The 14,783-nt window shown below is 44.5% G+C and carries 12 protein-coding genes; 5 read left to right on the top strand and 7 right to left on the bottom strand.

Annotated features, from left to right (window positions below; all coding sequences use genetic code 11):
* Window positions 1–37: 37 nt before the first annotated feature.
* The 5 genes from lldD to F905_RS07645 form a co-directional block, all read right to left on the bottom strand.
* The gene (lldD, locus tag F905_RS07625) at window positions 38–1,192 is read right to left on the bottom strand and encodes an FMN-dependent L-lactate dehydrogenase LldD (protein WP_005179256.1); all 1,155 of its coding nucleotides are present in this window, start codon (window positions 1,190–1,192) and stop codon (window positions 38–40) included.
* A complete protein-coding gene (lldR, locus tag F905_RS07630) occupies window positions 1,189–1,938 on the bottom strand; it encodes a transcriptional regulator LldR (RefSeq protein WP_005179260.1) in 750 nt (249 codons plus the stop codon). The genes lldD and lldR overlap by 4 nt, the downstream gene beginning before the upstream one ends.
* A 24-nt stretch (window positions 1,939–1,962) precedes the next feature.
* Entirely contained in the window at window positions 1,963–3,633 is a 1,671-nt protein-coding gene (gene lldP, locus F905_RS07635) for an L-lactate permease (protein ID WP_171065088.1), read from the bottom strand.
* 513 nt (window positions 3,634–4,146) lie between these two features.
* Entirely contained in the window at window positions 4,147–4,656 is a 510-nt protein-coding gene (locus F905_RS07640; RefSeq protein ID WP_005179264.1) for a hypothetical protein, read from the bottom strand.
* Between the two features lie 97 nt (window positions 4,657–4,753).
* On the bottom strand, window positions 4,754–6,004 hold the full coding sequence (locus tag F905_RS07645) for a YncE family protein (RefSeq protein ID WP_005179265.1): 1,251 nt from the start codon (window positions 6,002–6,004) through the stop codon (window positions 4,754–4,756).
* 262 nt (window positions 6,005–6,266) lie between these two features.
* On the opposite strand from F905_RS07645, the gene F905_RS07650 reads away from it, so the two are divergent.
* On the top strand, window positions 6,267–6,887 hold the full coding sequence (locus F905_RS07650; protein WP_005179269.1) for a 5-formyltetrahydrofolate cyclo-ligase: 621 nt from the start codon (window positions 6,267–6,269) through the stop codon (window positions 6,885–6,887).
* Window positions 6,888–7,013: 126 nt separating this feature from the next.
* The gene (lon, locus tag F905_RS07655) at window positions 7,014–9,440 is read left to right on the top strand and encodes an endopeptidase La (protein WP_005179271.1); all 2,427 of its coding nucleotides are present in this window, start codon (window positions 7,014–7,016) and stop codon (window positions 9,438–9,440) included.
* Window positions 9,441–9,676: 236 nt separating this feature from the next.
* Here lon and F905_RS07660 read toward each other — a convergent pair whose 3' ends face one another.
* Window positions 9,677–10,639 carry a M28 family peptidase gene (locus tag F905_RS07660; protein WP_005179272.1) on the bottom strand — a complete coding sequence of 321 codons (963 nt, stop codon included), beginning with the start codon at window positions 10,637–10,639 and terminating at the stop codon, window positions 9,677–9,679.
* A gap of 152 nt (window positions 10,640–10,791) precedes the next feature.
* Here F905_RS07660 and rlmH point away from each other — a divergent pair, with 152 nt between their 5' ends.
* From rlmH to F905_RS07675, 3 genes are all read left to right on the top strand, one after another.
* Complete coding sequence (gene rlmH / locus F905_RS07665) at window positions 10,792–11,274, top strand: 23S rRNA (pseudouridine(1915)-N(3))-methyltransferase RlmH (RefSeq protein WP_005179274.1); 483 nt, start codon at window positions 10,792–10,794, stop codon at window positions 11,272–11,274.
* Between the two features lie 112 nt (window positions 11,275–11,386).
* The gene (locus F905_RS07670) at window positions 11,387–12,163 is read left to right on the top strand and encodes a dioxygenase family protein (RefSeq protein WP_005179275.1); all 777 of its coding nucleotides are present in this window, start codon (window positions 11,387–11,389) and stop codon (window positions 12,161–12,163) included.
* 155 nt (window positions 12,164–12,318) lie between these two features.
* Entirely contained in the window at window positions 12,319–13,080 is a 762-nt protein-coding gene (locus tag F905_RS07675) for an META and DUF4377 domain-containing protein (RefSeq protein ID WP_005179277.1), read from the top strand.
* A 78-nt stretch (window positions 13,081–13,158) separates the two neighbouring features.
* Here F905_RS07675 and gdhA read toward each other — a convergent pair whose 3' ends face one another.
* A complete protein-coding gene (gene gdhA / locus F905_RS07680) occupies window positions 13,159–14,502 on the bottom strand; it encodes an NADP-specific glutamate dehydrogenase (protein WP_005179279.1) in 1,344 nt (447 codons plus the stop codon).
* Window positions 14,503–14,783 lie beyond the last annotated feature (281 nt).

Below are 14,783 nucleotides of genomic sequence, written 5' to 3' on the forward strand. Positions count from 1 at the left end.
CTTTTAAAGTTATGGATTCATCACCCATGTTGGCAAATTAGCCTTTCAGCTCATGCTCAAGTCGTACCAGACAATCTGAAGTAATGGCCTGAATATTCTTAGCACCTGTTAAGGTCATTGCCACCCGCATTTCTTTATCCATCAGTTCAAGTAAATTACTCACCCCTGCCCCACCTGCTGCACCCAATGCATAAATAAAGGCACGTCCGAGCATACAAGTATCGGCACCCATAGCCAGCATACGCACTACATCTAAACCGTTACGAATGCCTGAATCCACCAGAATTTTTAAATCGCCTTTGACGGCATCAGCAATTGGCGGTAAAGCACGTGCAGTCGAGAGCACACCATCTAACTGACGCCCACCGTGATTCGATACCACAATACCATCGGCACCAAAGCGGACTGCATCTTTGGCATCTTCAGGGTCTAAAATGCCTTTAATCACCATCGGGCCATCCCAAAATTCACGAATCCACTCTAGGTCTTTCCATGAAATGGATGGATCAAAGTTATTGCCCAACCAACCAATATAATCTTCCAGTCCAGTCGGCTTGCCCAAGTATTTGGAAATATTGCCCAAATCATGCGGGCGGCCGAGTAAGCCCACATCCCACGCCCAATTTGGATGCATCACTGCTTGCATATAACGACGCATGGCCGCATTTGGCCCACTCATGCCCGAGTGTGCATCACGATAACGTGCGCCAGGCACAGGCATATCTACTGTAAAAACCAGTGTTGAACAGCCGGCTGCTTTGGCACGTTCCAAAGCATTACGCATAAAACCACGGTCACGTAACACATAAAGCTGAAACCACATTGGGCGAGAAATGGCAGGCACCACTTCTTCAATTGGACACACCGACACGGTAGATAATGTAAACGGAATACCCTTTTTGTCTGCTGCTACAGCAGCCTGTACTTCACCACGGCGCGCATACATGCCTGTTAAACCGACTGGCGCCAAAGCCACAGGCATCGACAAAGTTTCATTAAATAACGTGGTTTCTAAACTTAAAGCCGACATGTCATTTAATACACGTTGGCGCAAGGCAATTTGTGAAAGGTCTTCTACATTTCTTTTTAGCGTTTGTTCCGCATACGCACCTCCATCTATATAGTGAAATAAAAATGGCGGTAAACGGCGTTTGGCTGCTTCGCGGTAATCATTCGCAGAAGAAATAATCATGGCGCTATCCTGTTTAATCGACTCGCACGCTGACGACGCGCATCTTCCTCGTCTATCATGCGTACTTGTTGAACTACAAATTCAATATGTCCACACACTGCCGCACGGGCAGCTTCTGGATCCTGACGTTCAATTGCATCCATCACTTGAAAATGCTGATCATGCAACTGATCGAAACGGTGGGCTTCGGTATAAACTTTACGTCGTCCCAAAACCACGTTGTATTGCAACAAATCAAATAAGCCGCGCATCATTTGAATAAGCACCAAATTGTGCGATGCCTCGGCAATTGCCAAATGAAACTTGGCATCGGCAATTGCCGCCTGATCGTCATCACCCAAAATTTGAAAATGGGCGATTTGCTCATAACAGGCACGGATTTTTTTCAAATCCTCAGCAGTTGCCCGCTGTGCGGCATACCATGCAGTACCACCTTCAAGCACCATTCGGGCTTCCTGCACATCAAAACGATAAGCAGGATCTTCATCAATCAGGTTACTTAAAGGTTGCACAATTTGATATTGCGACCAATTGGTTGGCAGCTGTTGCAAAAAAGTACCCGCTCCAACTTTGCTGACCAGCATGCCCTGACTGGTCAATTGCTGAATAGCCTCACGCAAAGAGGAACGGGAAACCCCGAGTTGTTCACACAACTTTCTTTCGGCAGGCAATCGGTCTCCGACTTGCATCTGATTTTTTTCAACCAGTGTGCGCAGGTCTTGAACAACTTTGTCGGAAACTTTCATGCGGCTATCCTCTTGTGCATGTGGTTATGGAATCATCCATGGGAACACATAAGCTTGTAGAGTGATAATAATACCGATCATTACGGTGAACGTGATACTGTGTTTCACGGTAAAGCGGAATAAATCCGATTCTTTACCGACTAAACCGACTGCCGCACAGGCAATTGCAATCGATTGCGGCGAAATCATTTTGCCTGTAACACCACCACTGGTATTGGCAGCAACAAGTAACACTTCTGGCACACCAATTTGCTGTGCAGTTGTGGCTTGTAAGGCTGCGAATAACGCATTGGCTGATGTGTCTGAACCAGTCAGGAATACTCCAATCCAGCCTAAAAATGGCGAGAAGAAAGTAAATGCATTACCTGTATGAGCCAAAGCCAATGCCAAGGTCGCAGACATACCTGAATAATTGGCGATAAAAGCAAAGGCCAGCACCATACCAATGGAATAAATCGGTGTTTTTAATTCATTGATGGTTTCTGCAAAGGTTTTGACAGCTTCACGTGGTTTCATTTTTAAATAAATGATGGTGATGAAAGCCGCAATCATAATTGCAGTACCCGTGGCACTCAGCCAGTCAAACTTAAAGATGGCATCGTAGTCTTTGACGTCTGCCACCACAGGCGGCATTTTTTGTACCAGTTGATGTAAAAATGGCACTTTGATGGAAATGACCCAGTCATGCATTGCACCATCTTTAGCAAATAAATCTTTAAACGGTTTGATGCTCCAAATCGTAACCATCACCGTTAAAATTGCAAAGGGTGACCATGCTTTGACAATCTGACCGATGCTGTATTTTTGCTGTTGTTCTGCAACTAAGTTGGCATCCACTTTTGTGTCTGCATCGCTAAAACGGAAAATATGTTTAGGCTGCCAGAATTTAAACAGTACGGTTAAGCTCACCAACGATGCAATTGCAGCGGTAATATCTGGCAACTCTGGCCCAACAAAGTTAGAGGTCAAGTATTGTGCAATCGCAAAAGCACCACCACCCACCAACACTGCAGGCCAAGTTTCTTTCACACCGCGCCAGCCATCCATAATTGCCATAATCCAGAACAGCACAATAGGCACCATAAATGGCAACTGACGTCCAACCATCTGGCTAATTTCCATGGTTTCTACACCCGAAACCTGACTCGCCACAATAATTGGAATCCCCATTGCGCCAAACGCAACAGGTGCGGTGTTCACAATCAGACATAAACCCGCAGCGTATAAAGGCTTAAAGCCCAAACCCACCAATAAAGCTGCAGTAATTGCCACTGGCGCCCCAAAGCCCGCTGCACCTTCTAAAAATGTCCCAAACGCAAAGCCGACTAATAGCATCTGGAGACGCTGATCTTCTGTAATCGAAAGAATAGATGAGCGAATAATGTTAAATTGCCCTGTTTTTACAGAGATTTTATATAAGAATAATGCGCCAATAATAATCCATGCGATTGGCCACAAACCGTAGAAAAATCCATAGATCAATGAAGCAAAAGCCATTGGTGCAGGCATGCCATAGGCAAATAAAGACACTAATAACGCCAAAATCACCGTAATTGTTCCCGCAACACTTCCCTTTAAGCGAAATACAGCTAGTGCCAAAAAGAAAAAAATAATCGGGATTGATGCAATAAGACTCGAAATCCAAATATTTGCCATTGGATCATAGATCTGTTGCCAATGTTGAAGCATTGTCATCTCCTTGAAATGCTCACTCAAATGTAAACATAGGTCTAAGCATAGAGGTAAAATTCTAATTTTGGTCTGACCAATATTGAAATAAAAATCAAAATACCCTCAATATTCGCAACAGATAATAGTTTTATACAAATAAATGTCAATATTGGTCTGATTATTTATTTAAATGGTCATACCAATTTAAATTAAGATGATCTATGTTTGCAGCATAAAAAATGCGGTGAAGAAAAATTTAAACTTTGTTTTTTCTGTAGTTTTTAAAAGGAGGGAAAAACCAAATTTATTTCGCACAGCTTTATACAACTTTAGTCCAATACAATGGAATCAGTGTGCTTTCTCCTAAGATGAATTGAACGCTTGATAAAATGAATCGTAGATAAATTCAGCTCAAGTGGCCGCTATTCGGTTTAGAAAACATGTTGGTTAAAGAATATTTTAGACAAAAAAATAATGCCATTGTTGACTGCAACAATGGCATTATCGTGTATTTATAACAGCAGATCATAAGCTTATCTATGGGCTTAGCCTGTCACCCCCCACGTTTAGACGTTTTAAACGCGAAATATGCAAATCAATTTGCCCTGCAATTTCAGGTAAAATTTGCTTTAAGAACTGGCTATAGTTCATTGCATCTTCTGCTCTTAATACGCCTGCTTGTACCAATTGTTCCTGCTGTAGCAACATACTTTGTACACGGTTTAAATCAGGTTTTTGCCCTTGGCTTAACCCTGTACTAATTTGCTCAAAGCCTAAATACAACTGATCACGTTGCTGGATTAATTGCTGCATTTCAACTGCAGATACCGCAGCACGCTCTAGCATAGCGTTTGTTTCAATTACATTTTCAGATTCATCTGAAAATAGACTTTGCGTTGTTTCTATCTCTGTGGAAGCTGCGTTCGGTTTCACCCATACTGTTTCCGAAACAGTCTTATTCGGCGGTTGAAACATATACACCACGGTAAACAACACCGCGACAGCCAAAACAAAAAAGCCAATACCGAGCCATCGAGTCCCTTTCATGTGCATGCTCCATAGGTAAACCATTCTAAAATGCGCTCATTTCAAATATCATCTTGAGCGCTTTAGTATGTTTTGCCTGTTATGATCGGCTTAAAAATTACGGCGTCGACCAATCGCTTGGTGCATAACCCAAACGTACTCGCTGTGGGTGATTCCCTACTGGCACACTGCGGACTTTTTCTCCTGTAGCGAAGTCAATCACCGTGACCACATCGGTTTCACTTTCTGAAATCACACAGCTTTTTCCATCTGGACTACGGGTTGCCCAATATGGTTTACCTGCAGGAATCAGTTTGCCAGCTTTTAAACTCTGACGGTCTACAATGGTCGCGTAATCATCCATCGTACCTGCCACACAGAGTTTTTCGCCATCGGCACTAATGGATAAACCATGATGACGTGAATCATTTACCCATTTGCTGCGGTCTTTTGGAATTGTACTGCTGCCCGGTAATTGTCCAATACGGGTGACTTTATCGGTTTTTAAGTCATATTCCACCAAACCATTAAAAAATGAAACCTGTGCATAAAGTTTGCTTTCATCTTTACTTAACACCATAGGACGTACTGAATTGGATAAATCTTTACGTCCAAAGGCATCTAAAGCAGGTCGGAAATCAATTTTTTTCAGAACTTTATAATTGTTGGCATCGGCAATGGTAATAAAGCGCTTACCTTTGGTGAAGTCTTGCCACTGTGCATCCATTGAGGTTTCTACGTTACCAATCGCAGAGTTTAAGATTTTCGTTCCACCTGCAAAGTAAATATTTTCGTGCGGTTTATCCCCTGTTGCAAAACGCCCCAATTCTTTACCTGTATGAATATCTAAGACATGCACCACATTACCTGAAGATGCCGACACAGCAACACGCTGCCCATCTGGTGAAACCGCCATGTGGTCTGCACGGAAACCTTCGACTGGCGTACGCCAATTAATTTTGCCCGTTTTAATGTTGATGGATACCACATCGGCAAAACTTGGACGTGAAGCTACAATGGATTGTCCATCTGGGGTGGAATACATATCATCCACCAACTGGTCATTGCCCTCACCTGCAGTTTGTTGAATGTAAGTGTAGGCAATTAATTTCACTGGATTTAAATGAATTTCTAATAAGCGTTCTTTGCGGTCCGGAATCATATTCACCACCCCAATCTTGCCAAAATCACCGGAAGGACGAATCACTGTGACCGTTCCATCCCAGTTATTGCCAACAAAGAAAACCTGTTTGGAATTGGCTGGTGCAGGCATTTCTGTAGAGGCTGCCTGAGCAACGCTGGCGCTGAATGCCGTGACGGCACAAACGGCCGGCAGCAGATATTTACGCAGGGTATTTTTATAGTCCATGTTATTGTTTTCCTAACCATGTGTTCATTTTTAATTTGTTCTTGTCATACTCACGTATCAACACTGCATCAGCATAAAGACAACAGGCCCTAGAAATCTATCCGCTTGCTGTAAAATCCGACGGAAGCCCATTTGATCTTGCAAATTGAGCATCAATAAGCTCCGGTTTTTGCAATACATCTTATTAGTGAAAATCTGTAACGGTCCTGCTCCCTTTGCAAGTCATGCAGAAAGGATTAAACTGCGGGCACCACTCATTTTTATGCTCCGCTCTGTGACCCACGACCTGATCCAGCTCCGTAAACAGCTGCGCAAACAACGCCGCCAGTTAAACCGCTTTCAGCAGCGTCAGGCTGAACAGCAGGTATTGCAGCGGTTACGTGCTTGGCCGGCGTATCGACAGGCTCAGAAAATTGGCGTGTATTTACATGCCTTTGGTGAAATTCATACCACTAAAATCATTGAACTCTGTTTTGCCCAAGGTAAACAGGTGTATTTACCAATGATCTGTAATATGAATGACCGGCTGGTCTGGGTGCGTATCCAGCAAGGTCAATATCGTAATAAACGCTTTGCCTACCATCGTTTGGGTATGCAGGAACCGATGGCCAGTCGTGGCCAGCATGTCTCCGAACTTGATCTGCTCTTGATGCCTTTACTGGCCTGTGACCGGCACGGAACCCGGATTGGGATGGGTGGCGGCTATTATGATAAAACGCTGGCCAGCGCCCCGACCACACCGCTGCGGGTCGGGCTGTGTCATGATTTCCAGATTGTGGATGTCCCTTTGGCGCGTGAGGCCTGGGATCAGCCGTTAGATGCCCTGATCAGTCCACATTTCCAGTATTCTTTTCAGCGCAAGTTTGCGATTTATAATCATTAACAATGAATTAAAATCATCAACTTAGCTAAATTTCCAACAATTTATAGGCTTCGGCCCTTGTAATTTTTAAATTACCCATCACTATAAAAAACATGGCAACACCGTTGTCACTCATTAGGAGTGCCCATGTCTGAAATTATTATGAATGAACAAACCTTAGAGCCTCAGGTTCCAAGTGTATTACCGCTTTTAGCGCTACGTGACGTGGTGGTTTATCCGCACATGCAAATTGCGCTATTTGTAGGTCGTGAAAAATCGATCAATGCAGTTGATGTGGCTCGTAACAGTGACAATCTAGTATTTGTAGTTGCGCAAAAAGATTCGCTTACAGAAGAAATTGATCACGACAATTTATATCAATACGGTACTGTCGCGAAGATTGTGCAAGTTGTGAATCACGAAAATGATGAGAACTGCATCAAAGTCCTGATTGAAGGTCTACATCGCTCGAAGCTGGTCGAAATTATCGAAGAAGAGGACCATCTAAAAGCAGAACATCAGTTAAGCCCAATGACGGTTGCGGTAGACAGTGAGGTTCAGGCCACACGTGTGCTCGAATTGCGTGCCCTGTTTGCACAATATGCCGAAGCAAAATTACGTAATGCGCGTGAACTGATTGCTGCGGTCAACAAAATTGATGACCTGCTGCAATTGCTGTTTTTTGTGGCGACCCGCGTTCCACTGAATATCGAAGTGAAACAGAAATTCCTGGAATACGACGAGTTTGAAGCACATTTACAGGAACTCATGACCTATTTGCTGCAACAGTCTGAAGAACAGCAGATTGAGCAAACCCTGCATGATTCTGTCAAACGCCAGATGGAAAAAAACCAGCGCGAATACTTCCTGAATGAAAAAATGAAAGTCATTCAGCGCGAACTTTCCGATATGAATGGCGGTGCGGAAGATGACGTTGCGGAAATTGAAAAACGTTTGGCCGAAGCTGATTTACCAGAACACGTGCGTAAAAAAGCCGAATCTGAACTGCGCAAGTTAAAAGCCATGCAACCGGCGTCGAGTGAAGCGGCGGTGGTCCGTAACTATCTTGAAGTAATTCTGGATACGCCGTGGAACAAGGCCAGCAAAGTCAGCATCAACCTGAATAAAGCGCAGGAAATTCTGGATGCCGATCACTATGGTCTGGACGAAGTCAAAGAACGCATTGTGGAATATCTGGCAGTTCAATCACGCGTGAAAAAACTGCGTGGCCCGATTCTGTGTCTGGTGGGTCCTCCGGGTGTTGGTAAAACCTCTTTAGGTGAATCAATTGCCAAAGCCACTGGCCGTGAATTTGTGCGCATGGCGCTAGGCGGGGTCCGTGATGAAGCGGAAATCCGTGGTCACCGTCGTACCTATATTGGTGCAATGCCGGGTAAAATTGTGCAGTCTTTAACCAAAGTTGGCGTCAAGAACCCGCTGTTCCTGCTCGACGAAATTGACAAGATGGCGCAAGACTACCGTGGCGATCCTGCCTCGGCGATGCTGGAAGTACTCGATCCATCACAAAACAACAAGTTCAATGATCACTATTTAGATCTGGACCTGGACCTGTCTGAAGTGATGTTTATCTGTACCGCCAACAGCATGAATATTCCTGAAGCACTTCTGGATCGTATGGAAGTGATTCGTCTTCCGGGTTATACCGAAGAAGAAAAAGTGAATATTGCCGATCGTTATCTGGTGCCAAAAGCCATCAAGAATAACGGTTTACGTGGCAAAGAACTGACCGTACATGAAGAAGCAATTCGTGACATCGTACGTCGTTATACCCGTGAAGCCGGTGTGCGTAGCCTGGAACGTGAAGTGTCCAAAATTGCACGTAAAGTGGTCAAAGAAGCGGTCAGCAAAAAAGCCAAAAACCTGCAGGTTGAGGTCAACGCGGGCAACTTGCCAGACTACTTGGGTCCACACAAATTCGACTTCGGCATGGCGGAAGAAGAAGCAGAAGTGGGTCGCGTGAATGGTTTAGCCTGGACCTCTGTGGGCGGTGAATTACTGACTATTGAAGTGGCGACCATGAAAGGTAAAGGCACTTTCATTACCACCGGTTCACTCGGTGATGTCATGCAGGAGTCGATTAAAGCAGCCATGACTGTGGTGCGTACCCGTGCCGACTCTCTGGGCATTGAATCTTCAGTCTTTGCTGAAACTGATGTACACGTGCATTTACCTGAAGGTGCTACACCAAAAGATGGTCCATCGGCAGGTCTGGCACTGACTACCGCGCTGGTATCAGCCTTTACCGGCATTCCAATCCGTCCGGATATTGCTATGACCGGTGAAACCAGCTTGCGTGGCCGTGCTATGCGCATTGGTGGCTTAAAAGAGAAGCTGTTAGCCGCACACCGTGGTGGTATTAAACTGGTGTTTATTCCCCAGGAAAACGTCCGTGACCTAGCGGAAATTCCGGATAACGTTAAAGACGGTCTGGAAATTAAAGCAGTGAAATCCATTGATGAGATTTTACCGCTGGCATTAACCTCAATGCCAAAACCACTGGTGAAAGCACCAATTGTAAAACCGGTAGAAGAAGGTAAGGCTGCACGTCACTAAGTGGAGCCTTCATATCTTCTCCACAAAAGAGAGCTTCGGCTCTCTTTTGTTGTTTTCGGGTGATGAAATGTTCCACTTGAAAAATTTCCGTTCATCTCCATCTATAATAATACAGAGCATATTGCTGTAAGTTTCTTTCTTTATTCCTGCTCATCGTATGGCCATTCAAACTCCAGATGAATGGCCTGTTTGACCGCAGTCCTACTCTATTTCAGGGCTGCGTTTTTTATGGCCGCTTATGGCGTTGCCCCGAGCAGTTGATGAATCAGCCCATCAATCACCTGGCCCATTTTGGTGACATTTAAAGTATCCAGCGTATCCTTTTCGGTATGATAATTCGGATTACGATAATGCGAAGTATCGGTAATCAGAAGTGCTGGAATATCATGCTGCCAATAACTGCGATGATCCGAAAACCCGGCTGCACTGACAAACGCCGGCATCACCAGCCGTTCACACTGCAATTTATCTAACAGGCGCATCTGCTGACAGTATTGCTCACCCAGCGCATTGGACTGAAAATTACTGATCGCGGCAATATAATTGCCATGACTTGGATAAATCCATTTTAACCCCATCGGATACTGCTGGATTAAACGCGAATCATAGTAGCCAATCATTTCCAGCACATAGACTGCCTGAATATGCTCTTTTTCGGCCAGAATAGATTTGGCATGTACCTGACTGCCCATAAACTCGGTCTGATAATACGGTGCTTCTTGCAGGGTATAAAAAACAAACTCGACATTATGCGGCAGCTTGGTTTTTTCCTGGCTTAAAATACGCGCTATTTCAATTAATCCGGCCACACCGGAAGCATTGTCATCAGCGCCCTTCTGGTTGCCATGCACATCATAATGCGCACCTAAAATCACCCGATCTGAACGGCCAACCTTTAAATGACAGACCACATTGCGATAACTTTTTCCATTCACCGGATAAGTCTGGTACTGGCATGGAATGCCGAATAAACGCATCTGCTCTTTAATCCAGGCCGAAACCCGGTTCAATTCTTCAATATTTTTATGATTACGGTACACGCCCGGCGGCCCGATAATCTGCTGCAAATAGACTTTCAAATTTTGCGGATCAGCCGGTTCATATAATGAAATGGCGGCGGATAGCGGCTGCATCCAGCCCAGCAGCAAAGTACAACCCAATATCCCTAAACCGTTTTTAATCTGTTGAAATAACCACATTTATTATTGTTCCATACAAAAGCAGGTTTTATTGTCCTGTGGCTCATTAAAGCAACAGCAGCATACAGATTACAATTTCAAATTGTGTCTTTTCTCCTGCACAAGCGGCTTTCAAGGTTATAATTACTTTTCATTTTCTTGCCTGTTTTATTATGAAAATTCGTATTCTGACCATTGGTCAAAAAATGCCGGCTTGGGTACTGACTGGTTTTGAAGATTATTTCAAACGTATACAGCCTTTTGTACAAACCCAGATTATTGAATTGCCGATGGCCAAACGCGGCAAAAATGATTCAGAAGCCGATATTTTAAAATACCGGCAGATTGAAGGTGACAGCATCTTAAATGCCCTGAAAGCCAATGAAACCCTGATTGCACTAGAAGTGGGTGGGCGTGAATTCAGCACCGAAAAACTGGCTGAAACCATGAAAGGCTGGATGCTGGAAGGCAATGATATTGCCTTGGCGATTGGCGGCCCGGATGGTCATTCTGAAGCGGTGCGCAAAGCTGCAGCATGGCACTGGTCTTTATCTAAACTGACCCTGCCGCATCCACTGGTGCGAGTGATGCTGATTGAACAGCTGTATCGGGCCATGAGCATTAACCATAATCATCCTTATCATCGGGCGGGTTAAGAAAACCCTACCCATTGTTTCGTATTTAGAACATTCTGTTGAACCCGACCCGGTTTAATAAAGCATGTCGCTTTGACATGATAGGATCAGAATCGTGACATAGGCTTTCATTATGAATTTACAGACCCTTCCCGGCTTATTTATATCGCATGGTTCGCCTATGCTCGCGCTCAATCCTGAACAGGTCGGGCCGGCACTTGCCCGTTTAAGCACCAATCTGCCGAAACCGCAGGCGATTGTGGTGATGTCTGCGCATTGGGAAAGTCGCAGTCTTGAAGTCAACACCGGTATTCGTCCAGAAACCTGGCATGATTTCCGCGGCTTCCCGGAAGAGCTGTACCAGATTCGCTATCCGGCGCCGGGACAACCTGAGCTGGCCGAAGAGGTATTACAGCTGCTGGCCAATGCCGGTTTTAATGCGCATGCCAACAGCACCCGCCCGCGCGATCATGGAGTGTGGATGCCATTGCTGCATATGTATCCTGAAGCGGACATTCCGGTAATTGAAGTGTCGTTGCCGATGCATCTGCAGGCTGCAGATCTGTACAAGATTGGCCAGACTTTGGCAGTGTTACGAGAACGCCAAATTCTGCTGATTGGTTCAGGCAGTATTACCCATAATTTAAGAGAGTTATCTTGGGACAACCAGCACAGCGTGGTGCCAGAATGGGCTTCGACTTTCCGTAATTATGTGGTCAGCAAACTGGCGCATCAGGACTATGATGCGGTACTGGACTGGCCGACTATTCCTTATGTGCATCGCAACCATCCAACCATCGAACATCTGGCCCCCCTGTTTTTTAGCATGGGCACCGGGCATCGTTTTAGTATTGTGCATAGCAGCTTTACCATGGGCGCACTGGGTATGGATATTTACCGCTTTGACTAAAATCTAGCGCGACCAAACATAACTTTTTATTATTTATTAACAAAAAATTATTTATGGATACATTTTGCAACCGGAAAGGGGCAAATGTATCCATTTTTTTAAATAGCAAATCGGTTATATTCTGATAAATTTCCGATAAGTGCTTTATTTATAAAATGAAACTCAAATATTTAGCTATTTTACTTTTCCCTTTAAGCTTGGCCGCTTGCCAGAGTAGTGATCTGCAACGTGCGGGAGATATTGCAGTGTCTGTATTACAACAACAAAATGCCGATAAGATTGTCAGCGCTTACCAATGGTCTTTAGATACCGGTGCAGCCAAACCCCTGACCCTGAATTTTAATGACAATGGCCGTTTAAGTATTGGCACCAGCTGTAACCAGATGGGTGGTAACTGGCAGATTAACAACAACCAGTTACAGGTGGGTATGTTAATCAGTACCGAAATGGCCTGTGAAGCCAGCGCCATGCAGCAGGAACGTTTTGCCGCTGTCCTGTTCCAAAAACCTGTCAGCGTGCAGCTGGACATGAAAAATACGCAACAACCGAGCTTAATCTTGACCGCTGCAGATGGCCAGCAACATACTTTTCAGGGCAAAATGACGCCGGAAACCAAATACCAGTCGGCCGGTGAAACCATCTTCCTGGAAATTTCCCCGGAAACCAAAGCCTGTACCGGCGTTGCTCCACAAACCTGCTTGCAGGTACGCGAAGTCAAATACAATGAACAGGGTCTGAAAACCCAAGTTGATCAGGACTGGACTTTATTCTATGACCAAATTGAAGGCTTTCAGCACAATCCGAATGAACGCCAGATTATTCGGGTCAAGCGTTATGAACTGAAAAACCCGGCGGCTGATCAATCCAAATATGCCTATGTACACGATATGACGGTTGAAACTGGCCGGATCAATTAACAGCAGATCTTAAAAAAATAACCCATAAAAAAACCGAGGTCAGTGCCTCGGTTTTTTCAGCTTATACGCAGTTAAAACTTAGTATACGCCTTGAGCCAGCATTGCATCAGCAACTTTTACGAAGCCTGCAATGTTTGCGCCGTCTACGTAGTTAACAGTACCATCTTCCTGAGTACCGTATTTCACGCAGTTACGGTGAATTTCTTTCATGATTGCGTGTAAACGCTCATCTACTTCTTCAAACGTCCAGCCCAAACGTAATGCGTTTTGAGACATTTCCAGACCAGAAGTCGCTACACCACCAGCATTTGATGCTTTACCTGGTGCATACAGAATTTTCGCCTCAACGAATTTCTCAACTGCGTCTAAAGTAGACGGCATGTTGGCACCTTCAGCCACACAGATTGCACCGTTAGCCAGTAATACCTCAGCATCTTCACCGTTTAACTCGTTTTGAGTTGCACATGGCAGCGCGATGTCACACTTGATACCCCAAGGACGTTTGCCTTCCAAGTATTCAAAACCGTGTTTAGACGCAAATTCAGAGATACGGCCACGTTTGATGTTTTTCAGATCCATCACTTCTTTCAGCAATTCGTCTGTGAAACCATCTTTCACATACACAGTACCGTTAGAGTCAGACAGTGAAACCACTTTCGCGCCCAGGAACATGGCTTTTTCAGCAGCGTATTGCGCGACGTTACCTGAACCAGAGATTGCTACGACTTTGTCTTTGAAGCTGTCGCCACGAGTTTTCAGCATTTCCTCAGCGAAATAAACTGTACCGTAACCTGTTGCTTCTGGACGTGCCAAAGAACCACCGAATGTTAAGCCTTTGCCCGTGAACACACATGAAGTGTCATTGCTCAGCTTTTTCATCATACCGGCCATATAGCCAACTTCACGGCCACCTACACCAATATCACCCGCCGGGATATCTGTGTCTGAACCCAAATGACGATAAAGCTCGATCATTAACGCCTGGCAGAAACGCATGATTTCGCCTTCAGATTTACCTTTAGGGTCAAAGTCTGAACCGCCTTTACCGCCGCCCATTGGCAAAGTAGTTAAGGCATTTTTGAAAGTCTGTTCAAAACCTAAGAATTTCAGGATAGACAGGTTCACTGACGGGTGGAAACGCATACCACCTTTGAATGGACCAATTGCCGAGTTGTATTGAACACGGAACGCACGGTTCACATGAGTTTGACCCTGATCATCTACCCAGGAAACGCGGAACTGGATCGCACGTTCTGGCTCGACTAAACGCTCTAACAGACCATGTGCAGCGTATTGAGGATTCTTTTCAATGAATGGCCACAGGCTGGTCATCACCTCTTCTACTGCTTGTAGAAACTCTGGTTGATAGGCATCACGTGTTTTAACGTAATCTAGGAAATCGTTAAGGCTGTTATATTTCAACGCTTAATCCTCAGCAGAATGTTGGATCAAAATTGGGCAAAATTTCAATCAATGATTTATTTTGGCGCAAAATATTAAATATCTTTTGTTAACAATCTACAATAGTTTTTTTCAAAAAACTTTATTTAATCCATATTTTCAATAAATTAGATTGATCAAAATTGAAAAATTATTCCATTTTTTGTAAGCAAATATGTATTTAAAATTGACCATTTTGCCCAAAAATAAAGCAGATTATGGTCCAACTTTGTACACAAGCTTAATGCTTGAAAACATGCTAG

This window comes from Acinetobacter sp. CIP 53.82 (assembly GCF_000369465.1).
GTDB lineage: Bacteria > Pseudomonadota > Gammaproteobacteria > Pseudomonadales > Moraxellaceae > Acinetobacter > Acinetobacter indicus.

Coding starts and splice junctions, on each gene's coding strand:
- lon (WP_005179271.1), top strand. CDS start 7,014: ATGTCTGAAATTATTATGAATGAACAAACCTTAGAGCCTCAGGTTCCA.
- F905_RS07650 (WP_005179269.1), top strand. CDS start 6,267: ATGCTCCGCTCTGTGACCCACGACCTGATCCAGCTCCGTAAACAGCTG.
- rlmH (WP_005179274.1), top strand. CDS start 10,792: ATGAAAATTCGTATTCTGACCATTGGTCAAAAAATGCCGGCTTGGGTA.
- F905_RS07640 (WP_005179264.1), bottom strand. CDS start 4,656: ATGAAAGGGACTCGATGGCTCGGTATTGGCTTTTTTGTTTTGGCTGTC.
- lldR (WP_005179260.1), bottom strand. CDS start 1,938: ATGAAAGTTTCCGACAAAGTTGTTCAAGACCTGCGCACACTGGTTGAA.
- lldP (WP_171065088.1), bottom strand. CDS start 3,633: ATGACAATGCTTCAACATTGGCAACAGATCTATGATCCAATGGCAAAT.
- F905_RS07645 (WP_005179265.1), bottom strand. CDS start 6,004: ATGGACTATAAAAATACCCTGCGTAAATATCTGCTGCCGGCCGTTTGT.
- F905_RS07660 (WP_005179272.1), bottom strand. CDS start 10,639: ATGTGGTTATTTCAACAGATTAAAAACGGTTTAGGGATATTGGGTTGT.
- F905_RS07675 (WP_005179277.1), top strand. CDS start 12,319: ATGAAACTCAAATATTTAGCTATTTTACTTTTCCCTTTAAGCTTGGCC.
- lldD (WP_005179256.1), bottom strand. CDS start 1,192: ATGATTATTTCTTCTGCGAATGATTACCGCGAAGCAGCCAAACGCCGT.
- F905_RS07670 (WP_005179275.1), top strand. CDS start 11,387: ATGAATTTACAGACCCTTCCCGGCTTATTTATATCGCATGGTTCGCCT.